The organism is Pseudomonas sp. FBCC-B545 (assembly GCF_059134095.1).
On record NZ_CP101441.1, the window covers coordinates 365,556 to 385,447 of the forward strand.

Below are 19,892 nucleotides of genomic sequence, written 5' to 3' on the forward strand. Positions count from 1 at the left end.
CAAGAGGTACACATGCCCGAGTTACCAGAAGTCGAAACCACCCGGCGCGGGATTGCCCCGCATTTGGAAGGCCAGCGCGTCAGCCGCGTGGTGGTGCGTGACCGGCGCCTGCGCTGGCCGATCCCGGAAGACCTGGATGTGCGCCTGTCGGGGCAGCGTATCGTGCTGGTGGAACGGCGGGCCAAGTACCTGTTGATCAATGCCGAGGTGGGCACCTTGATCAGTCACTTGGGCATGTCGGGCAACCTGCGCCTGGTGGAGGTGGGCATGCCTGCGCTCAAGCATGAACATGTCGACATCGAACTCGAATCCGGCCTGGCCTTGCGCTACACCGACCCTCGACGTTTCGGTGCAATGCTCTGGAGCCAGGACCCGCACAACCACGAACTGCTGATTCGCCTGGGGCCGGAACCGTTGACCGAGCTGTTTGACGGCGAACGTTTGTTCCAGCTGTCGCGCGGCAAATCGATGGCGGTGAAGCCGTTCATCATGGACAACGCGGTAGTGGTGGGGGTGGGCAATATCTATGCGACGGAAGCACTGTTTGCGGCGGGTATTGACCCGCGGCGTGCGGCGGGTGGCATTTCACGCGGGCGCTATTTGAAGCTGGCGATTGAGATCAAACGGGTGCTGGCCGCTGCTATCGAGCGGGGCGGTACTACGCTGCGGGACTTTATCGGCGGCGATGGGCAGGCGGGGTATTTCCAGCAGGAACTGTACGTGTATGGCCGTGGCGGCGAGGCGTGCAAGGTCTGTGGGACCGAGTTGCGCAATGTGGTGCTGGGGCAGCGGGCGAGTGTGTTTTGCCCCAAGTGCCAGAGCTGAGTGCTGTGTGATGGCTGATATCGCCATCGGGGGCAAGCCCCCTCCCACACTTTGATTTGTGAACACATTCAAAATGTGGGAGGGGGCTTGCCCCCGATGAGGCCCTCACAGGCACTAAAAAACTTAAGCCTTACCGGTAATCTTCCGATACTTCTCCATCAACTGCTCTTCAGTCTCAGGATGTGCCTCATCCAGCGGAATGCAATCCACCGGGCAAACCTGCTGGCACTGCGGTTCGTCGTAATGGCCAACGCACTGGGTGCACAGGTTAGGGTCGATCACATAGATCTCTTCGCCTTGGGAGATCGCAGCGTTCGGGCACTCGGGTTCGCAGACGTCGCAGTTGATGCAATCGTCGGTGATGATCAGGGACATGGAAACTCCTGCCAGGGCGCGCGGCCAAGGCATCTGAAAACTAATGCGCGCAATTGTGCCGCATTGGCGCCCGCAGTGCGAGCAGGCGCCGCTTGAGCGGTCTTACTTCTTGAAGCGCAGGGTCAGTGCATCTGCCACCGCAGGATGGACGAACTTGGTGATATCTCCGCCCAAAGCCGCGATTTCACGGACTAACGTCGAGGAAATGAACGAATAACGTTCCGACGGCGTGAGGAACAGGCTTTCCACATCCGGCGCCAGTTGGCGGTTCATGTTGGCCAGCTGGAATTCGTATTCGAAGTCCGACACCGCGCGCAGGCCACGCAGGAACACATTGGCGTTCTGCTCCTTGGCGAAATGCGCCAGCAGCGTCGAAAAGCCCACTACTTCCACGTTAGGCAGGTGCTTGGTGACCTCACGCGCCAGCTCCACGCGCTGTTCCAGGGGAAACAGCGGGTTTTTCTTGGGGCTGGCCGCGACCGCGATGATCACATGGTCGAACAGGCGAGAGGCGCGTTCGACCAGATCGCCATGGCCTTTGGTAATCGGGTCGAAGGTACCTGGGTACAACACTCGGTTCATCGCGTCGTCCTGGCGGAGTCCGTTGGGGAACCGGATGGTATCGCAGCCATCCCGGTCGGCCAAGTCGACTTATGTAGATAGAGGTCGTTAATCCCACGCTTTTTCATGCCGTTTTCAGACGTTCGGCCAACGCTGTCGCCAGTTGCGCGGTCAATCCGTACACCGACAATTGCGGGTTGGCGCCAATGCTGGTGGGGAACAACGAGCCATCGTGAATCGACAGGTTGCGCAACTGATGATGTCGGCCAAGGCTGTCAGCCACGGCGTTTTTCGGATCTTCGCCCATGGCACAACCGCCCATCACATGGGCGCTGCCCAGGGTTGTGCGGTGCAGTTCCAGGCTCAAGCCGTCAATTACGCTGCGTGCTTCGGCCAAGGTGTTCACGAACCTTGCATCGTGATGCAGGGGCTTGACCGATTTGGCTCCTGCGGCGAACTGGATCTCGGCCATGCTGTGGAAGGCTCGGCGCAGGCCATCCCAGGCGTAGGGTGAGACCTGATAGTCGAGCACCGGCGTGCCGTCACCACGCAGATCCACAGTGCCGCCCAGGCTGTCGGGGTGAAAACCGTCGCGCAGCAGTGCGAGCATGGCGTGGGTGTGGGGCAGTCGATTCATGTCCAGTGCGTTTTGCGCGCCGTAGCCGCCGAACAGGGTGCTGGCCAACCCTGGGTGCAAAGGCGGTGCTTCAAGCTTGTAGGACATTTTACCGGTGGTGCCGTCCTGCCATTGGAAATGGTCGGAATAGATCGACTGCGGCGCACCGTAGAACGGGTTGATCACTTCGTCGAACAACCCGGCGGAAAAGTTGACCAGATGTAGAAAGGTGCGTTTGCCCAGCCGCGAATGCGGGTCGGGTGCGTCCGAGCGCATCAGCAGGGCCGGGCTGTTGATGCCGCCGCCCGACAGCACGTAGTGCCTGGCCTTCACGCTGATCTTGCGTCCGGTGGGTGCCACGCAGCGTTCGTCCATGGCCACGCACTCCAGGCTGCTGATAGTGTCGCCACTGTATTTGAGCTGCTCGGCGCGGGCCAGATACAGCAGCTCGCCGCCGTTTTCCAGGGTGGAGGGGATAGTCGTCACCAGCATCGACTGCTTGGCATTGACCGGGCAGCCCATGCCGCAATAACCCAGGTTGAAGCAGCCGCGCACATTGCGTGGGATCACGTGCCAGCTGTAGCCGAGTTTTTCGCAGCCTTTGCGGATCACATCGTTGTTGGCATTCGGCGGCAGCGCCCACGGCGCGATGCCCAGGCGCTGTTCCATTTTTTCGAACCAGGGCGCCATCTCTGCGCTGCTATGACCTTTCACTGCGTATTCGCTGGCCCAGTGAGCGAGGGTGGCGTCGGGTGTGCGAAAACTGGAGGTCCAGTTGATCAAGGTGGTGCCGCCCACCGCCCGGCCTTGCAGGATAGTGATGGCGCCGTCCTTGCTCATACGCCCGATGCCCTCCTGGTAAAGGCTGGCATAGGCTTCGTCCTCCAGCAGCTTGAAGTCGCTGCTGGTCTTGAGCGGGCCTTCTTCGATCAACAACACTTTGTAGCCGGCGGCGCTGAGGATTTCGGCGGTGGTGCCGCCTCCGGCACCGCTGCCGATAATGGCTACATCGGCTTCCAGGGTCAGGTCGTTGTCGAGGGCGGCGCCGTTGTGGGTTTTCCAGCCTCGGGCCAGGCCGTCGCGGAACAGATCGGGTACGGGCATCAGGTTCGTCTCTGGTTTTTATTGTGAGGGATGCGAATCAGATCTTCGGCGGGCCGGGGTAGCCGCAATGGGCCCAGGACGCGGGCCGGAAGTACCAGGCCATGATTACCAGCTTGAGCAACGAGCCCTGGCCCATGCGCAGCAGGTTCAGGTAGCTGTTCTCCCAACGGTGCAGGAAGTTGCGGATTTGCTCGCTGCTGGCGTTCTCCCAACTGCCCCAGATACCGGTCAACGGGCCGCGGGTGATACCCATGCTCAGCACGTCAAATAACTGCTGGGTGAGCTTGAACATTTCTGGCGACAAGTGCTGCAGGCTGTAGTCGAGCTTTTTCAGAGTGTCGTCAATGCCAGCGACCACCGCCTCGGCGCTGGCCGCGCCTTCCAGCAGCACCGGGATCACCGCACGCAAAAACGGCAAGTCACTGGCGCGCAGCATGGCAAAGCCACTGGCCGGTGTACTGCTGGAGCAGCCGCTGAGGCTGGCGCCAAGCCCGGCAGTGGCGAGAAACGCGCTGGCGCACAGGCCGATTTTCAAGACGCCGCGCCGCGACAGCGCGGGTGAGTCAGTCAGGCTGGGATTCATTATTTTTATCGTCCCGAAGGTGGCGGTTATCAGCGGATAAACAGCTTCTGGATCAGTTTCTGGATCGATTTGCCATAGGGCGGGTAGATCAGCTTCGCTGCGTTGAGGCGTTGTTTGACCAGCACGCCCTTGGCCTTGCTGAACGTCAGGAAACCCTCATGGCCGTGGTAATGGCCCATGCCCGACGGGCCGATGCCACCGAACGGCATGTCATCCTGGGCGACGTGCAGCAAGGTGTCGTTCAGGCACACGCCACCGGAGTGGGTTTCGTGGAGCACCCGCTCCTGCTCGCCCTTGTTGTAGCCGAAGTAATATAGGGCCAGTGGGCGCGGACGTTGGTTTATGTAGGCAAAGGCTTGGTCAAGGCCGCGATAAGGCACGATGGGCAAAAGCGGGCCGAAGATTTCGTCCTGCATCACGGTCATGTCGTCGGTGACATTCAATAGCAGGCTGTGGGCCATCCGCCGCGCCTGGTCTTGCTCGTACAGCGGGATCAGGGTGGCGCCCTTGTCGGTGGCGTCCTTGGCGTACGCATGGAGCCGGGCCAGTTGTCGCTCGTTGATGATGGCGGTGTAGTCCGGGTTGTCAGCCAGGGTCGGATAGAACCCGCGAATGGCCTTGGAGTAAGCCTCGACAAACCCCTCCACGCGGTCTTCCGGAACCAACACGTAGTCCGGCGCCACGCAGGTTTGCCCGGCGTTCAGGGTTTTACCGAAGGCAATACGCTCGGCGGCGTCCTTGAGGGGGACATCGGCCGAGACAATGGCTGGCGACTTACCGCCCAACTCAAGGGTGACCGGCGTGAGGTGTTCGGCGGCTGCGCGCATCACGTGCTTGCCAATGCTGGTGGCGCCAGTGAACAGCAGGTGATCGAAGCGCAATTTGGAAAACGCCATGCCCACTTCGGCTTCGCCCAGTACCACGCAAACCAGGTCCTCGGGGAAGATCCTGGCGAGCAGCGTCTTGAGCAGTTCGCCGGTGGCCGGCGTGGATTCGCTGAGCTTGAGCATCACCCGGTTGCCGGCTGCCAACGCCCCGACCAGCGGACCGATGGCCAGGTACAACGGGTAGTTCCACGGCACGATGACGCCGACCACGCCCAAGGGTTGGTAAATGACCTTGGCCGAGGCGGGCTGGAAGGCAATGCCTACAGCGCGGCGGGAGGGTTTCATCCAGCCCTTGAGGTGTTTGCTGGCATAGTGAATGCCGTGCAGGCTGGGCATCAGTTCGGCGAACAGGGTTTCGTCCGCGCTGCGATGGCTGAAGTCCTGGCTGATCGCCGTGATCAGCGCCTGGCGTTCATCGCTGAGCATGTCCCGCAAGGCCTTGAGCCATTGCTGGCGTTGCGCCGCCGGTGGCATCGGGTTGGCGGCGTAGGCGCGACGTTGGGCGTCGAACAGGTCTTGGAGGTGATCCAGCGCCTGGGAGTCTTGCAGGTAGGCAACGTTGGCAGGCATGGCGCGGTCCCGGTTGTTATTGTCTGCCTGGATTTTTAGAGTCATTGCTCTAAATTGTCAAATAACATTGCAGTAACATCCGGATTTATCCTGGCCGGCATAGGCCGTAAGATGGCCCATCCCGTGTATAGAAGCTGATCCCCCATGGCACCACGAGTAAAGACCAGCGAGCGCATTGTGCAAACCAGCCTGGAGCTTTTTAACCAGCAGGGCGAGCGCAGTGTCAGCACCAACCACATTGCCGCCCACATGGAAATTTCCCCGGGTAACCTGTACTACCACTTCCCCAACAAGCAGGCGATCATCGCCGTGCTGTTTCGCGAATATGAAGCGTTGGTGGACAGTTTCCTGCGCCCGCCCCAGGGGCGCACGATGGTGGTGGAAGACAAGCGCTTTTATCTGCAGGCCGTGCTGGCGGGCATGTGGCGTTATCGTTTCCTGCACCGCGATCTTGAACATTTACTCGAAAGCGACCCGGAACTGGCCACTGGCTACCGGCGGTTTTCCCAGCGTTGCCTGATCCAGGGTGGTGCTATCTACCAGGGGTTTGTCGACGCAGGCATTCTCAATATGGACCCGGTGCAAACCGAGGCCCTGACCCTGAACGCCTGGATCATCCTGACCTCGTGGGTGCGATTCCTGTGCACCACCAATGAGAAATCCACCCACCTGAGCGCCGAAGCGATCAAGCGCGGGGTGTACCAGGTGCTGGTGCTGGAGGCGGGGTTTGTCACGCCCCAGGCCAAAGAGGCGGTGGACGCCTTGTTCAAAGAGTTTTACGTGCCGTTGAACCAGGCACTGGAAGAAGTGAAGTAGGACCTTTCCCCCTTTGTATTCACAGGAGTCCGTCATGCCGCTTGCCCAACTGATCAGCCCCCAGCAATTGGCCGAGCGCCAGAAGTCGGCCGGGCTGGTGATCCTGGATTGCCGCTTTGCCCTGGAGGACCCGGACTACGGGCTGTGCAGTTACGCCGAAGGGCATATCGAGGGGGCTCAATACGCCGACCTGGAGCGCCACCTCAGCGGCCCGGTAACCAAGGGCGTGACGGGTCGTCATCCTTTGCCAGCAGCAGACACGTTCGCCAAGCAGCTACGGGCCTGGGGCATCAGTGCCGACACCGATGTGGTGCTATATGACGATGGCCCAGGCGCCTATGCGGCCCGTGCCTGGTGGCTGTTGGCCTGGCTGGGCAAGCGGGAGGGCGTGTTTATTCTCGACGGTGGCCTCAAGGCCTGGCATGTCGCTGGTTTCCCCTTGAGCCTGGATGCACCGGTGATTGAGCCAGGCACCTTTGCCGGAACGCCGGATCACCGGTTGGTGCTGGATGCCGAGCACTTGCACAAGCGCCTGGGTCGACCTGGCTTGACTCTGATCGACGCCCGCGCCCAGCCGCGCTTTCGTGGAGAGGTTGAACCCATCGATCCGATTGCCGGGCACATCCCTGGCGCGCAGTGCGCGGCATTCACTGAAAACCTGGGCAGTGACGGGCGCTTCCTGCCGGCCGAGCAGCTCAAGCAACGCTTTGCTGCGCAGTTGCAGGGGCGCCCGCCGGAGGAGTTGGTGGCGTACTGCGGTTCGGGGGTGACGGCATGCCATAACCTGTTTGCCCTGGCGTTGGCGGGGTATCCGTTGGGCAAGTTATATGCGGGGTCGTGGAGTGAGTGGATTACGGATCCGGCGCGGGAAATTGCAACAGGCGACTGAGCAATCGCCCCTGTAAACCCAATCAAAATGTGGGAGGGGGCTTGCTCCCGATAGCGGTGTAACAGTCAGCTTATCTTTAGCTGACCCACTGCAATCGGCAGCAAGCCCCCTCCCACATTTTTATCCATGTTGTGCCAGTAGCCATTGTGGGATGCGGCGTTCCAGGTAATAGCCTGGGCGTTTCAGCGAGCCCTCCACGAACCCCACGTGCCCACCCTTTGCCAGCAATTCAAACTCGGTGCACTCCGAGAGTTCACTCGCCTCGGGGAGGCTATGAGCAAACACAAACGGATCATCGGCCGCCTGGATGATCAGCGTTGGTGTGCGGATATCGCCCAGGTAGTAGCGACTGGAGGCGCGGCGATAGTAATCCTCAGCACTCAGAAAACCATGCAACGGCGCCGTCACCCGCCCGTCGAAGTCCCAGAACGTGCGCATTTTTTCCAGGGAGCCCAATGCCTTCAGGGTTTCGAGCCCTTCCTCACGGCCATCCTGCAAAAACTGGCGCTGCTTGACGCGGATATACGCCAGCATCTCGCGCATGAAGTGTTTCTGATAGATCCGCGAAAACCCCAGCCCGATGCGGTCAGCGCACTGATCGAGGCGAAATGGCACCGACACCGCCGCCGCGCCTTGCAGCTGCGAAGCCATGCCGGTTTCCCCCAGGTGCTTGAGCAGCACATTTGCGCCCAGTGAATATCCCACGGCATACAAGGGTGCCAGCGGCCGCTTGGCGCGCAGATGGGCAATCGCCGCCGCCAGGTCTTCGCTGGCACCGGAGTGATAGCTGCGGGCAAGCAGGTTCGGCTCGCCGGAGCAGCCCCGCCAGTTCAATGCGACGCTGGCCCAGCCTTGGGCGGCAAGGGCTTTTTGCAGGCCGGCCACGTAGGGTGAGTTGGACGAACCGGTGAGGCCATGCAACACCAGCACCAACGGTACCTGTGCATCGTGGGGGCCGTGCCAGTCGAGGTCGAGGAAGTCGCCGTCTTCCAGCCACAGGCGTTCGCGCTGGCGCTCGATGTGGGTCGTCGGGCGCCACAGCGGCCCCCACAATGTTTGCAGGTGAGGATTGCCGAGGCCGAAGGCGGGTTTGAACAAGTCGGAAGAGGGTGTCATGAAACTCTCGGTAGCCAGTGAGCTTGCCGTGGCAAGCTCCCTAACCACAGGTTAAGCGGCGTTTTCGATCAACCGGTGCCACAGTGCGTAATACACCCGCCCGGATTTCTGCTCCCGGTGCAGGCGCCAGCTGCCCGGCAGGCCGAGAGTGGACGGCGCGGTCTCGCTTTCAGTGTAGACCCAGGCATCCGGCGCCAACCACTGACGTTCTTCCAGCAATGCGCACACGGTCGGCAGCAGGTTCTGGTTGAACGGCGGGTCGAGAAACACCACGTCATATTCCGTGGCTGCCTGGGTTTCCAGATAGCGCAGCGCGTCAGCCGTCTGCACCTGGCCGGTAGTGCAGCGCAGCGTGCCCAGGTGCTCCTTGAGGCTGGACACTGCCACATTACTGGCATCAAGCGCCTGGCCCTGGGCGGCACCACGGGACAGCGCCTCCAGGAACAACGCGCCACTGCCGGCGAACGGATCGAGCACCTTGGCCCCGCCGATATATGGCGCGAGCCAGTTGAACAGGGTTTCACGCACGCGGTCCGGCGTCGGGCGCAGGCCGACGACGTCGGGGAAGCTCAGCTTGCGGCTGCCCCATTCACCGCCAATGATGCGCAGTTGGCCCACACCGTTATGTACGTTGTGGACAGGTTTTTTCGGGCGAGATGAACTGGCCATTAATGCTCCGGAACCCCGAGCGGCTGCTCGGCAGGTTTATCAGTGGGGGGCGGTAGTGGCTTTTGCGCAATCGTCGGGCCGGCGGTCACGATGACCATCTTATCGGCGCTCAAGTGTTTGTTCATGGCTGCCTTGACCTGCTCTACGGTCAGGGCCTGGGATTGTTTCATGAAATCTTCCAGATAGTTCAGCGGCAGGTTGTAGAAACCCATGGCGCCCAACTGCCCGACGATATCGGCATTGCTCGCGGTGGACAGCGGGAAGCTGCCAGCCAGTTCGCGCTTGGCGTCATCCAGTTCTTTTTGCGTCGGGCCGGTCTTGAGATAGTCAGCCAGCACGTCTTCAACCAGGCGCAGGGTGCCACCGCTCATTTCGGCGCGGGTCTGCAGGTTGATCATGAACGGGCCGCGCACCTGCATCGGTGAGAAACCGGAGTACACACCGTAGGTCAGGCCACGCTTCTCACGCACTTCACTCATCAAGCGGGTGCCGAAGCCGCCGCCACCGAGGATCTGGTTGCCCAGGGATAAAGCAGCGTAGTCCGGGTCGGCGCGGTCGATACCCAGTTGTGCGAACAGCAAGTGGGTCTGCTTGGATGGGAACTCGATGCGGCTCAGGCCGGGTTTTGGCTCGGTCGGCTGGGCAATCTTCGCCATGGCCGGGCCTTTGGGTAGCGACGCAGAAACCTTGGCCGTCATGGCCTCGGCTTCAGGGCGGGTCAGATCGCCCACCACCGCAATCACCGCATTGCCGGCCGCATAGGCTTTGGCGTGAAACGCCTGCAACTGCGCCAAGGTAATCTTCGGCACGCTCTCGGAGGTGCCTTCGCTTGGGTGCGCATAAGGGTGGTCGCCGTACAGGCGCTTGAACAGCTCAATGCTCGCCAGTTTGCCGGGGTTCTGCTTCTGGTACTCGAAACCGGCCAGGATCTGGTTCTTGATCCGTGCCAGGGAGTCCGCCGGGAACGTCGGCTGGCCGATCACTTGGTCAAACAGTGTCAGGGCTGCTTCGCGCTTATCGCTGTCGCTCAGGCTGCGCAGAGAAACCAGCGCCATGTCGCGGTAGGCGCCATTGCCGAAGTCGGCACCCAGGCCCTCAAAACCACTGGCGATCTGGCTGACATTCTTGCCCGGCACGCCTTCGTTGAGCATGGCATTGGTCATCAATGCCAGGCCCGGAGTATCACCATCCTGGCTGCTGCCGGCAGCGAACAGGATGCGCATGTCGAACATCGGCAGTTCATGGGCTTCGACGAACAGCACCTTGGCGCCTTCGGCAGTGGTCCAGGTCTGCACATCGAGCTTGCGGTTGGTCGGTGCCTTGCCGTCCAGTTCTGCCAGGGATTGCAGGGTGCTGGCCGATTTGGCCTTGTCCAGGGCCTGGCTGGCGACCGACTCGCTCGGGCGCAGGAAATACACGGCACTGGCCGCGACCAGGGTGACAGCGATCAGGCCGGGCAGGATCAGGCGGCTGCTTTTACGATTACTCATGAGCGGTCTCCTCAGGCAAAACATGGGCGACGCTCAGACGTTCGCGGGTGAAATAGGTGCGGGCAGCTTTCTGGATATCTTCCGGCGTGACGCTTTGCAGATCGGCCAACTCGCTGTCCATCAGCTTCCAGGACAGGCCGACGGTTTCCAGGGAGCCGATGGCCGTGGCCTGGCTGGTAATGGAGTCGCGCTGGTATACCAGGCCGGCAATCACCTGGGCACGGATCCGTTCCAGTTCTTCGGCAGTCGGCGGCTTGGCTTTCAACTCATCAAGCAGGCGCCACAGGCCGGCTTCGGCTTGGGCTACGGTCTTTTTCTTCTGCTGGTTGGGTGTGGCCGACAGCATGAACAGCGTATCGCCACGGGTATAGGCGTCGTAGTTGGTGGAAGCGGCAGACACCAGCTCCTCGCCACGCTCCAGTTGTTCGGAGATGCGCGCGCTGTAGCCGCCGTCCAGCAGGGCCGAGATCAGGCGCAGGGCTTGCACCGAGCGTTTGTCTTCGGCAGTGGCAAGGCCAGGTACGTTGAAACCCAGGAATACACTCGGCAGTTGGGTCTGCACGTGCAGGGTCAGCAGGCGCTCGCCAGGCTCGGGCAGCTCCATTGGGATCTTCGCCGGTGGCACGTCACGCTTGGGGATCGGGCCGAAGTAACGCTGGGCCAGGTTTTTCACTTCGTCCGGGGTCACGTCGCCGACCACCACCAGGGTGGCGTTGTTCGGTACATACCAGGATTGGTACCAGTGGCGCAGCTCCTCGACCTTCATGCGGTCCAGGTCAGCCATCCAGCCGATGGTCGGCGTGTGGTAGCCGCTGGCGGGGAAGGCCATGGCCTTGAAGCGCTCGTAGGCCTTGGACATCGGGTTGTCGTCGGTGCGCAGGCGGCGTTCTTCCTTGATGACCTCGATTTCGCGGCTGAACTCGTCGGCAGGCAGGCGCAGGCTGGCCATGCGGTCGGCTTCCAGTTCGAAGGCCACGCCCAGGCGGTCGCGGGCCAGCACCTGGTAATAGGCGGTGTAGTCATCGCTGGTGAACGCGTTTTCTTCGGCGCCCAGGTCACGCAGGATCAGCGAGGCTTCGCCGGGGCCAACCTTGGCGCTGCCCTTGAACATCATGTGTTCCAGGGCGTGGGACAAACCGGTCTGGCCCGGGGTTTCATAGCTTGAACCAACCTTGTACCAGACCTGGGAAACCACCACTGGTGCGCGATGGTCTTCGCGCACGACCACTTTCAGGCCGTTATCCAGGGTGAATTCATGGGTGGGTTGTGGGTCGGCAGCCAAGGCTGAAAGGGGCAGACAAACTGTGCTGAGCAGCAGGCCTGCGGCGCGGCGGGCTAGAGCATTCATTCGTTTTTTAACCTGTTGGGCTGCCCGCTTGGTCTTAGCGTCGGCGGGCGAGGAGGTGCTAGGATACTGATCCGATTTAGGGACGGCCACTGCGGTCGTCATCTAGTCCTGGATCCAGTCGTAGGAATGTTGGAATAGAGGGTGTTTTTCCCCGACGATCATCAGCTTTTCGCCGATGTTATCGCTTCAGTCCTATATTGAAACGATTTGCCAAGGCCTTTATTTACGCCTTACAAAATGTTGCGCATGAACAAGCGGGCGTTAAAGCAGTCTGTTCTGCATCGAATTTATTTACCGAGGCGCCCTGGCGCATCGCTACTTTGAGATAGCCGTCCTCCATGTTTGGTTCCAACGACGACAAGAAGAGCCCAGCTGCGGCTGGCGAGAAAAAAGGCCTGTTCGGATGGCTGCGCAAAAAGCCGCAGGAAACCGTCGTCGAACAGCCGCAGGTTCAACCCGAGCCCGTTCCTGAGCCTTTAGTACAAGCCGAACCGGTTGCCGATACCCCGGCGCCGGTGGTGTTGCCGATGGCCGAGCCGGTATTGCAGCCGGTGGTCGAGGCACAGCCCGAGTCTGAACCCGAGCACAAACCGTGGCCGCAATTGCCGGTGGCCGAAGAACCTGTGGCACTGGTTGAAGATGTGCAGGCCGAACATGTGGCTCCGCCGATCCCGGTGGTTATCGAGCCGCAGCCGGTGATTGTCGAAGCACCGGTCGAGCCTGCGCCCGTGCAGATTGCCGCTCCCGCTGTGATCGAAGAGCCAACCGTCCCTGCTGAAACCAGCAAGACCGGGTTCTTCGCCCGCCTCAAGCAGGGCTTGAGCAAGACCAGCGCCAGCATCGGCGAGGGCATGGCCAGCCTGTTCCTGGGCAAGAAGGTCATTGATGATGAGCTTCTGGAAGACATCGAGACCCGCCTGCTCACCGCCGACGTGGGCGTCGAAGCCACCGCCGTGATCATCCAGAGCCTGACCCAGAAGGTCGCACGCAAGCAGTTGACCGACGCCGATGCCCTGTACAAATCCTTGCAGGCCGAACTGGCGGCGATGCTCAAGCCGGTGGAAGCGCCGCTGGTGATTACGCCGAACAAGCCGTTCGTGATCCTGGTGGTCGGCGTCAATGGCGCCGGCAAGACCACTACCATCGGCAAGCTGGCCAAGAAGCTGCAGGGCGAGGGCAAGAAAGTCATGCTCGCCGCCGGTGACACCTTCCGTGCCGCCGCCGTCGAGCAGCTGCAAGTATGGGGCGAGCGCAACAAGATTCCGGTGATCGCCCAGCACACCGGCGCCGATTCCGCCTCGGTGATCTTCGATGCCGTGCAAGCGGCCAAGGCCCGTAATATCGACGTGCTGATCGCCGATACCGCAGGTCGCCTGCACACCAAAGACAATCTGATGGAAGAGCTGAAAAAAGTCCGCCGTGTCATCAGCAAGCTCGATGCCGACGCGCCGCATGAAGTCTTGCTGGTGCTCGACGCCGGCACTGGCCAGAACGCCATCAGCCAGGCCAAGCAATTCAACCAGACGGTGCAACTGACCGGCCTGGCATTGACTAAGCTCGACGGCACGGCCAAGGGCGGTGTGATTTTCGCCCTGGCTAAACAGTTCGGGTTGCCGATTCGTTATATCGGTGTCGGTGAAGGCATCGATGACCTGCGCACTTTTGAAGCCGAACCCTTTGTACAGGCACTGTTTGCCGAGCGGGAGCGTTCATGATTCGATTCGAACAGGTCGGTAAACGCTATGCCAACGGGCATGTGGGCTTGCATGAGCTGAGCTTTCGCGTGCGTCGCGGCGAATTCCTGTTTGTCACCGGCCATTCCGGCGCTGGCAAAAGTACGCTGTTGCGGCTGTTGCTGGCCATGGAGCGCCCGACCACCGGCAAGTTGCTGCTGGCAGGCCAGGACCTGGCGACCATCAGCAATGCACAGATTCCGTTCCTGCGCCGCCAGATCGGCGTGGTGTTCCAGAACCACCAGTTGCTGTTCGACCGCACGGTCTTCAACAATGTGGCCTTGCCGTTGCAGATACTCGGGCTGTCCAAGGCCGAGATCGTCAAGCGTGTGGACTCGGCCCTGGAGCGCGTAGCCTTGTCGGACAAGACCGATCTCTTCCCTGGCGACTTGTCCACCGGCCAGCAACAACGCGTCGGTATTGCTCGCGCCATCGTCCACCGTCCGGCCTTGTTGCTGGCGGACGAACCTACCGGTAACCTCGACCCGCGCCTGGCGGCCGAGATCATGGGCGTGTTCGAAGACATCAACCGCCTGGGCACCAGCGTACTGATCGCCAGCCACGACCTGGCCCTGATTGCCCGCATGCGCCATCGCATGCTGACCCTGCAACGCGGTCGCCTGATTGGTGACGGGGAGGCCGGCGTATGAGTGCCACTCGCAGCCCTAAAGTGTCCGAACGCGTGGCGCCGAAACCGGCCGACCCGCAGCCACCGAAGAAAAAGCGCGACGAAGACGACGGTCCTGACTTCGGCACCTTGCTGCATGCCTGGATCGAAAGCCATCGGGCCAGCCTGGTCGACAGCCTGCGCCGCCTGGGCAAGCAGCCGATCGGCAGCTTTTTCACCTGCCTGGTGATGGCCGTGGCGCTGAGCCTGCCGATGGGCTTGTCGCTGCTGCTTAATAATGTCGAGCGCCTGGGCGGTTCGTGGCAGCGTGCGGCGCAGATTTCGCTGTACCTGAACCTGGACGCCAGCAGCAAGGACGGCGAAGCGCTGCGCGACGAGATCAAGAACATCCCGGGCGTTGCCGAGGCCGAGTACATCAGCCGCGACCAGGCCCTTGAAGAGTTCCAACAGCAATCCGGCCTGGGCGAGGCGCTCAAGGAGCTGCCGCAGAACCCATTGCCTGGCGTGGTGCTGGTGACGCCGAACGAAGTCGATAAGCCGGCCTTGGAGGCCCTGCGACAAAAACTCGCAGAGATGCCGAAGGTGCAACAGGCGCAACTTGATCTAGTCTGGGTAGAGCGTCTGGCCGCGATCCTCAAGCTGGGCGACCGCTTTGTGTTCGGTTTGACGGTGTTGTTGGTGTCTGCATTACTTTTGGTGATAGGTAATACCATTCGTCTTCATATTGAAAACCGTCGCACCGAGATAGAAGTGATTAAACTGGTCGGAGGCACGGACAGCTATGTGCGTCGTCCTTTTCTGTACATGGGCGCGCTGTATGGCTTGGGTGCAGGAGTTTTGTCCTGGGGCGTACTGGCGTTTGGCCTTGATTGGCTGAACGACGCGGTGGTTGGGCTGGCCGGTTTGTATGGCAGTGATTTTGCCCTGGCTGGGGTGCCGGTTGCCGATGGTCTGAGTCTCTTGCTTGGCGCGGTCCTGTTGGGGTATATCGGTGCCTGGATTGCGGTAGCACGGCATTTACGTGAGCTGGCGCCGAAGTAGTTAATGCCAGGGTAATGTAGTTTCGTTTGTATTGACCGTATCAGTGGTATAGGGAACTTGTCCTACGGTTCCCGGTCAATTTTCGCAGTGCTGAACTGCACGAGTTATGTGAGTCGGAGGTTTTTTCGTATGACCACTTCTTTGCAACCTGCTTATGCCTTGGTCCCGGGTGCGAACCTGGAGGCCTATGTGCACACGGTCAACAGCATTCCTTTGCTGACGCCCGAGCAGGAGCGTGAACTGGCCGAGAGTCTCTACTATGAGCAGGATTTGGGGGCGGCTCGGCAGATGGTGCTCGCCCACCTGCGTTTTGTCGTACATATCGCCCGTAGCTATAGCGGCTACGGCCTGGCCCAGGCTGACCTGATCCAGGAAGGCAACGTCGGCCTGATGAAGGCTGTAAAACGCTTCAACCCTGAAATGGGCGTGCGCCTGGTGTCGTTTGCCGTGCACTGGATCAAGGCGGAAATCCACGAGTTCATCCTGCGCAACTGGCGCATCGTGAAAGTGGCGACCACCAAGGCCCAGCGCAAGCTGTTCTTCAACCTGCGCAGCCAGAAAAAACGCCTGGCGTGGCTGAACAACGAGGAAGTCCACCGCGTGGCCGAAAGCCTCGGCGTGGAGCCCCGTGAAGTGCGCGAGATGGAAAGCCGCCTGACCGGCCATGACATGGCCTTCGACCCAGCCGCCGAAGCGGATGACGACAGTGCTTTCCAATCGCCGGCCAATTACCTGGAAGACCACCGGTACGACCCGGCGCGTCAACTGGAAGACGCCGACTGGAGCGACAACTCCAACCACAACCTGCATGAAGCGCTGGAAGTGCTGGACGACCGCAGCCGTGACATCCTCTACCAGCGCTGGCTGGCGGAAGAGAAAGCTACGCTGCACGACCTGGCGCAGAAGTACAACGTGTCGGCCGAGCGGATTCGTCAGCTTGAGAAAAGCGCGATGAACAAGCTGAAGTTGTCGATCGCCGCCTAATCCAGCTGGCAATGCTGGTTTGAAAATGTGGGAGGGGGCTTGCTCCCGATAGCAGAGTGTCAGTCGACATATGAGTGACTGATCCACCGCTATCGGGAGCAAGCCCCCTCCCACAGTTGTTTTGTATTGTGTCAGTTGGACCAGGGGGCTTTTCGGGAGTTGTTCAGCTCAGCCAGATAGCCGTCCCCACCCAGCTGACTCATCTGCTGACGAATCCACGCCGCCCGCCGCGCCACATAGGCTGTAGGATGGCCGGCACTCCACACCCGCGGATTAGGCAACACCGCCGCCAGATAACTGGCCTGTTGCCGTGAAAGGCCTTTGGCACTCACGCCAAAATGATGCCGCGCCGCCGCTTCGGCACCAAACACACCTTCATCCCACTCCACGCTGTTGAGGTACACCTCAAGAATCCGCTCCTTGGGCCACAGCACCTCGATCAACCCGGTAAACCATGCCTCCAGGCCCTTGCGCAGATAACTGCGGCCGGCCCACAGGAACAGGTTCTTCGACACCTGCTGGCTCAGCGTGCTGGCGCCGCGAATCGAACCACCACGCTCGTTGTGCAGGATCGCCGCCTGGATCGCACCAAAATCAAAACCCCAATGTTGCGGGAAGCGCTGGTCTTCACCGGCCATCACCGCCACTTTCAGGTCGTCGGAAATCTCATCCCACGGCACCCAGGTGCGTTGCAGGTCAATGGGCTCACCGTCAATCCAGGATTCGACCTTGCGCTCCACCATCAATGCAGTGAACGGTGGCGGGACGACCCTGAACAGCAGCACCAGCAACACACTGCCGATGGCAAACCATTTCACGACGTTGAGAAAGCGTTTGAAGAGGACACGCAGCATAGAGATGGCTTGGCCGAACCCGTTGAGCGGGCCATTATACAGACCCTGCCCGATGAGTCTGACTGGAGTTCCCAATGCTGCGTAGCTTTCTGATGCTGGCTGCCTTTTTCGGCTTTACCGGTGTCGCCCTGGGGGCGTTTGCCGCCCACGGCCTGAAAAACCGCCTGAGCGCCGAGTACCTGGCGATCTTTCACACCGGTGTGACTTACCAGCTGGTGCACGCCCTGGCGCTGTTCGGGGTGGCCTTGCTGGCGGCACATATTCCCGGGCGGTTGGTCAGCTGGGCGGGCATCTCGTTTACTGTCGGTATTCTGCTGTTCTCGGGCAGCCTGTATGTGCTGACCCTGACCGGCATCAGCAAACTGGGGATCATCACGCCCTTCGGCGGGCTGGCATTCCTGCTCGGCTGGTTCTTCCTCGGCCTCGCGGCCTGGCGCTTGCAGCTGACCGCTTGACGCTTGGAGCTGACCTTTAGGTCCCAATCGAGCTAGAATACTGGCCCCTAAAAACGATGGCGGCCCGTGGCATGCGCATTCAGTTGAACGGCGAATCCTTTGAACTGCCCGATGGCGAAACCGTCGCGGCCCTGCTGACCCGCCTGGACCTGACCGGGCGACGCGTCGCAGTGGAGCTCAACCTGGATATCGTTCCGCGTAGCCAGCACGCCGAGACCGCGCTCGTCGAAGGTGACCAGGTCGAAGTGGTCCACGCCATCGGCGGCGGCTAGCCGACCGGCGCCCAAGTGCGCCAACCCGCATTCTGCAGAACCTCATCCAAACAGAGGATTTCCCATGAGCATCGTTCGTAGCGACAAGCCTTTCGTCCTGGCCGGTCGTACCTACCAGTCCCGCCTGCTGGTCGGCACCGGCAAGTACCGCGACATGGAAGAAACCCGCCTGGCCATCGAAGCCTCGGGTGCCGAGATCGTCACCTTCGCCGTGCGCCGCACCAACCTCGGCCAGATCGAAGGCGAGCCGAACCTGCTCGAAGTGCTGTCGCCGGATCGCTACACCTTCTTGCCAAATACAGCCGGTTGCTACGACGCCATCGAAGCCGTGCGCACCTGCCGCCTGGCCCGTGAGCTGCTCGACGGCCACAACCTGGTGAAGCTGGAAGTGCTGGCTGATCAGAAAACCCTGTTCCCTAACGTGATCGAAACCCTCAAGGCCGCTGAAACCCTGGTCAAGGAAGGCTTCGACGTGATGGTCTACACCAGCGATGACCCGATCATCGCCCGTCAGTTGGCAGAAATCGGCTGTATCGCCGTGATGCCGCTGGCTGGTTTGATCGGTTCCGGCCTGGGCATCTGCAACCCGTACAACCTGCAGATCATCCTTGAAGAAGCGAAGATCCCGGTGCTGGTGGATGCGGGCGTGGGCACAGCCTCCGATGCAACCATCGCCATGGAACTGGGCTGCGACGCGGTGCTGATGAACTCGGCCATCGCCCACGCCCAGCAACCGATCATGATGGCCGAAGCCATGAAACACGCGATCGTCGCGGGCCGCCTGGCCTACCTCGCCGGGCGCATGCCGAAAAAACTCTATGCCAGCGCCTCTTCGCCGCTGGATGGTCTGATCAAGTAAGAGCTATTGATGACTGAATCAAACGAAACGCCGAACACCGTGGACGCAGGCGACGAGTACAAGCACCGCCGCATCAAGAGTTTTGTGATGCGCGCCGGCCGCATGACCGAAGGCCAGCAAAAGGGCCTGGAACAAGGTGCGCCGCTCTTCGTGTTGCCTTTGGCCGATGCGCCGGTTGATTACGACCAGGTCTTTGGCCGTTCGGCCCCACGTTCCCTGGAAATCGGCTTCGGCATGGGCCACTCCCTGCTGGAAATGGCCGCGGCCTCACCGGAGCAGGATTTCATCGGTGTGGAAGTGCACCGTCCAGGCGTTGGCGCGTTACTTAACGGCGTGCTCACCCAGGGCCTGACCAACCTGCGAGTCTACGACTGCGACGCGATTGAAGTGCTCAACCGCTGCATCGCCGACAACAGCCTCGACCGCCTGATGCTGTTCTTCCCCGACCCGTGGCACAAAGCCCGTCACCACAAGCGTCGTATCGTCCAGGCGTCCTTTGCGGAGTTGGTGCGCAGCAAGCTGAAAGTGGGCGGTATCCTGCACATGGCCACCGACTGGGAACCGTACGCGGAATACATGCTGGAGGTGATGAACGTCGCCCCTGGCTACCGCAACCTGGCGGAAGACGGCAAGTGCGTGCCGCGCCCGGCCGAGCGGCCGATCACCAAGTTCGAACGCCGTGGTGAACGGTTGGGGCATGGGGTGTGGGATTTGAAGTTTGAGAAGTTGGCATAACTCGCCCCCTGACTTGAAATGCAACCAAATGTGGGAGGGGGCTTGCTCCCGATAGCGGTGGATCAGTCAGCTAATCTGTAGCTGACCCACTGCTATCGGGAGCAAGCCCCCTCCCACATTTGTATCTGTGTTGGCTTTAGGTTAGCGGCGGTCTGCCACCACCCCAATCAACACCAGCACCACCACCAGCACCGGCGCCAGGCTGTAATTATTGAACTGGCTCAACCCCCGCACAATCCACGGCGTAGCGTAGATCAACGCTGCACCGCTGCCGATCATGCACAGCAGGGCCATCAAGGGCACGCGCAAGGCGCCAGCGATGCTGCCCAGGCGCGCTTCGACCCAGCCCTTGATATCGGCGCCGAACAGCACCAGCAAGCAGCCCACGAGGGCCAGGGAGATTTCCGACAGGTTGCTACGGCTCCAGCGGGATACGGTGGCGAGCAGGTCGAGTACCAGATCCATTCGATTTCCTTAAAAGA

The 19,892-nt window shown here is 61.0% G+C and carries 22 protein-coding genes; 11 read left to right on the forward strand and 11 right to left on the reverse strand.

Annotation, left to right across the window (positions count from 1 at the left end):
* The first annotated feature begins 12 nt into the window (after window positions 1–12).
* On the forward strand, window positions 13–825 hold the full coding sequence (gene mutM, locus NMB39_RS01670) for a bifunctional DNA-formamidopyrimidine glycosylase/DNA-(apurinic or apyrimidinic site) lyase (RefSeq protein ID WP_494339666.1): 813 nt from the start codon (window positions 13–15) through the stop codon (window positions 823–825).
* A 123-nt stretch (window positions 826–948) separates the two neighbouring features.
* On the opposite strand, the gene NMB39_RS01675 is transcribed toward mutM, so the two are convergent.
* The 5 genes from NMB39_RS01675 to NMB39_RS01695 all read right to left on the reverse strand — a co-directional run bounded on the left by NMB39_RS01675 (window position 949) and on the right by NMB39_RS01695 (window position 5,521).
* Complete coding sequence (locus NMB39_RS01675; RefSeq protein ID WP_003195146.1) at window positions 949–1,200, reverse strand: YfhL family 4Fe-4S dicluster ferredoxin; 252 nt, start codon at window positions 1,198–1,200, stop codon at window positions 949–951.
* Window positions 1,201–1,302: 102 nt separating this feature from the next.
* Window positions 1,303–1,782, reverse strand: coding sequence for a pantetheine-phosphate adenylyltransferase (gene coaD / locus NMB39_RS01680; protein ID WP_003176711.1), 480 nt, complete (start codon window positions 1,780–1,782; stop codon window positions 1,303–1,305).
* 103 nt (window positions 1,783–1,885) lie between these two features.
* Window positions 1,886–3,481: a GMC family oxidoreductase gene (locus NMB39_RS01685; protein ID WP_057022820.1), complete on the reverse strand. Its 1,596-nt coding sequence runs from the start codon at window positions 3,479–3,481 to the stop codon at window positions 1,886–1,888.
* A gap of 37 nt (window positions 3,482–3,518) precedes the next feature.
* Complete coding sequence (locus NMB39_RS01690; protein ID WP_046069953.1) at window positions 3,519–4,064, reverse strand: hypothetical protein; 546 nt, start codon at window positions 4,062–4,064, stop codon at window positions 3,519–3,521.
* Between the two features lie 29 nt (window positions 4,065–4,093).
* A complete protein-coding gene (locus NMB39_RS01695; RefSeq protein WP_057022821.1) occupies window positions 4,094–5,521 on the reverse strand; it encodes a coniferyl aldehyde dehydrogenase in 1,428 nt (475 codons plus the stop codon).
* 144 nt (window positions 5,522–5,665) lie between these two features.
* On the opposite strand from NMB39_RS01695, the gene NMB39_RS01700 reads away from it, so the two are divergent.
* The gene (locus tag NMB39_RS01700) at window positions 5,666–6,337 is read left to right on the forward strand and encodes a TetR/AcrR family transcriptional regulator (protein ID WP_005792294.1); all 672 of its coding nucleotides are present in this window, start codon (window positions 5,666–5,668) and stop codon (window positions 6,335–6,337) included.
* Between the two features lie 34 nt (window positions 6,338–6,371).
* The gene (locus NMB39_RS01705) at window positions 6,372–7,226 is read left to right on the forward strand and encodes a sulfurtransferase (protein WP_494339665.1); all 855 of its coding nucleotides are present in this window, start codon (window positions 6,372–6,374) and stop codon (window positions 7,224–7,226) included.
* 120 nt (window positions 7,227–7,346) lie between these two features.
* Here NMB39_RS01705 and NMB39_RS01710 read toward each other — a convergent pair whose 3' ends face one another.
* The 4 genes from NMB39_RS01710 to NMB39_RS01725 are packed head-to-tail and all read right to left on the reverse strand — an operon-like array spanning window position 7,347 to window position 11,849.
* Window positions 7,347–8,342 carry a hydrolase gene (locus NMB39_RS01710; RefSeq protein WP_057022823.1) on the reverse strand — a complete coding sequence of 332 codons (996 nt, stop codon included), beginning with the start codon at window positions 8,340–8,342 and terminating at the stop codon, window positions 7,347–7,349.
* 51 nt (window positions 8,343–8,393) lie between these two features.
* A complete protein-coding gene (gene rsmD / locus NMB39_RS01715) occupies window positions 8,394–9,011 on the reverse strand; it encodes a 16S rRNA (guanine(966)-N(2))-methyltransferase RsmD (RefSeq protein WP_057022824.1) in 618 nt (205 codons plus the stop codon).
* Complete coding sequence (locus tag NMB39_RS01720; RefSeq protein ID WP_306956625.1) at window positions 9,011–10,501, reverse strand: M16 family metallopeptidase; 1,491 nt, start codon at window positions 10,499–10,501, stop codon at window positions 9,011–9,013. The genes rsmD and NMB39_RS01720 overlap by 1 nt, the downstream gene beginning before the upstream one ends.
* The gene (locus NMB39_RS01725; RefSeq protein ID WP_124402221.1) at window positions 10,494–11,849 is read right to left on the reverse strand and encodes a M16 family metallopeptidase; all 1,356 of its coding nucleotides are present in this window, start codon (window positions 11,847–11,849) and stop codon (window positions 10,494–10,496) included. The genes NMB39_RS01720 and NMB39_RS01725 overlap by 8 nt, the downstream gene beginning before the upstream one ends.
* 338 nt (window positions 11,850–12,187) lie before the next feature.
* Here NMB39_RS01725 and ftsY point away from each other — a divergent pair, with 338 nt between their 5' ends.
* The 4 genes from ftsY (at window position 12,188) to rpoH (ending at window position 16,235) form a co-directional block, all read left to right on the forward strand.
* Window positions 12,188–13,564, forward strand: a complete 1,377-nt coding sequence (gene ftsY / locus NMB39_RS01730; protein ID WP_367235663.1) for a signal recognition particle-docking protein FtsY — start codon at window positions 12,188–12,190, stop codon at window positions 13,562–13,564.
* Window positions 13,561–14,232, forward strand: coding sequence for a cell division ATP-binding protein FtsE (gene ftsE / locus NMB39_RS01735; RefSeq protein WP_003195112.1), 672 nt, complete (start codon window positions 13,561–13,563; stop codon window positions 14,230–14,232). Before ftsY ends, ftsE begins: the two co-directional genes overlap by 4 nt.
* The gene (gene ftsX, locus NMB39_RS01740; protein WP_043047037.1) at window positions 14,229–15,251 is read left to right on the forward strand and encodes a permease-like cell division protein FtsX; all 1,023 of its coding nucleotides are present in this window, start codon (window positions 14,229–14,231) and stop codon (window positions 15,249–15,251) included. Before ftsE ends, ftsX begins: the two co-directional genes overlap by 4 nt.
* A gap of 129 nt (window positions 15,252–15,380) precedes the next feature.
* On the forward strand, window positions 15,381–16,235 hold the full coding sequence (gene rpoH, locus NMB39_RS01745; protein WP_003176698.1) for an RNA polymerase sigma factor RpoH: 855 nt from the start codon (window positions 15,381–15,383) through the stop codon (window positions 16,233–16,235).
* A gap of 131 nt (window positions 16,236–16,366) precedes the next feature.
* On the opposite strand, the gene mtgA is transcribed toward rpoH, so the two are convergent.
* Window positions 16,367–17,089: a monofunctional biosynthetic peptidoglycan transglycosylase gene (mtgA, locus tag NMB39_RS01750; RefSeq protein WP_057022828.1), complete on the reverse strand. Its 723-nt coding sequence runs from the start codon at window positions 17,087–17,089 to the stop codon at window positions 16,367–16,369.
* Window positions 17,090–17,163: 74 nt separating this feature from the next.
* Between mtgA and NMB39_RS01755 the strand changes: the two genes are divergently transcribed.
* From NMB39_RS01755 to trmB, 4 genes are all read left to right on the forward strand, one after another.
* Window positions 17,164–17,544: a DUF423 domain-containing protein gene (locus tag NMB39_RS01755; protein ID WP_057022829.1), complete on the forward strand. Its 381-nt coding sequence runs from the start codon at window positions 17,164–17,166 to the stop codon at window positions 17,542–17,544.
* A gap of 71 nt (window positions 17,545–17,615) precedes the next feature.
* Entirely contained in the window at window positions 17,616–17,816 is a 201-nt protein-coding gene (gene thiS / locus NMB39_RS01760; RefSeq protein ID WP_046072595.1) for a sulfur carrier protein ThiS, read from the forward strand.
* A gap of 64 nt (window positions 17,817–17,880) precedes the next feature.
* Window positions 17,881–18,675 (forward strand): thiazole synthase, encoded by a 795-nt coding sequence (locus NMB39_RS01765; RefSeq protein ID WP_032884143.1) that lies wholly within the window; start codon window positions 17,881–17,883, stop codon window positions 18,673–18,675.
* Window positions 18,676–18,684: 9 nt separating this feature from the next.
* A complete protein-coding gene (gene trmB, locus NMB39_RS01770) occupies window positions 18,685–19,410 on the forward strand; it encodes a tRNA (guanosine(46)-N7)-methyltransferase TrmB (RefSeq protein WP_367235664.1) in 726 nt (241 codons plus the stop codon).
* Window positions 19,411–19,551: 141 nt separating this feature from the next.
* Here the strand turns inward: trmB and NMB39_RS01775 are convergent, their stop codons facing one another.
* Window positions 19,552–19,875 (reverse strand): DUF3392 domain-containing protein, encoded by a 324-nt coding sequence (locus NMB39_RS01775; protein WP_003176691.1) that lies wholly within the window; start codon window positions 19,873–19,875, stop codon window positions 19,552–19,554.
* Between the last annotated feature and the right edge of the window lie 17 nt (window positions 19,876–19,892).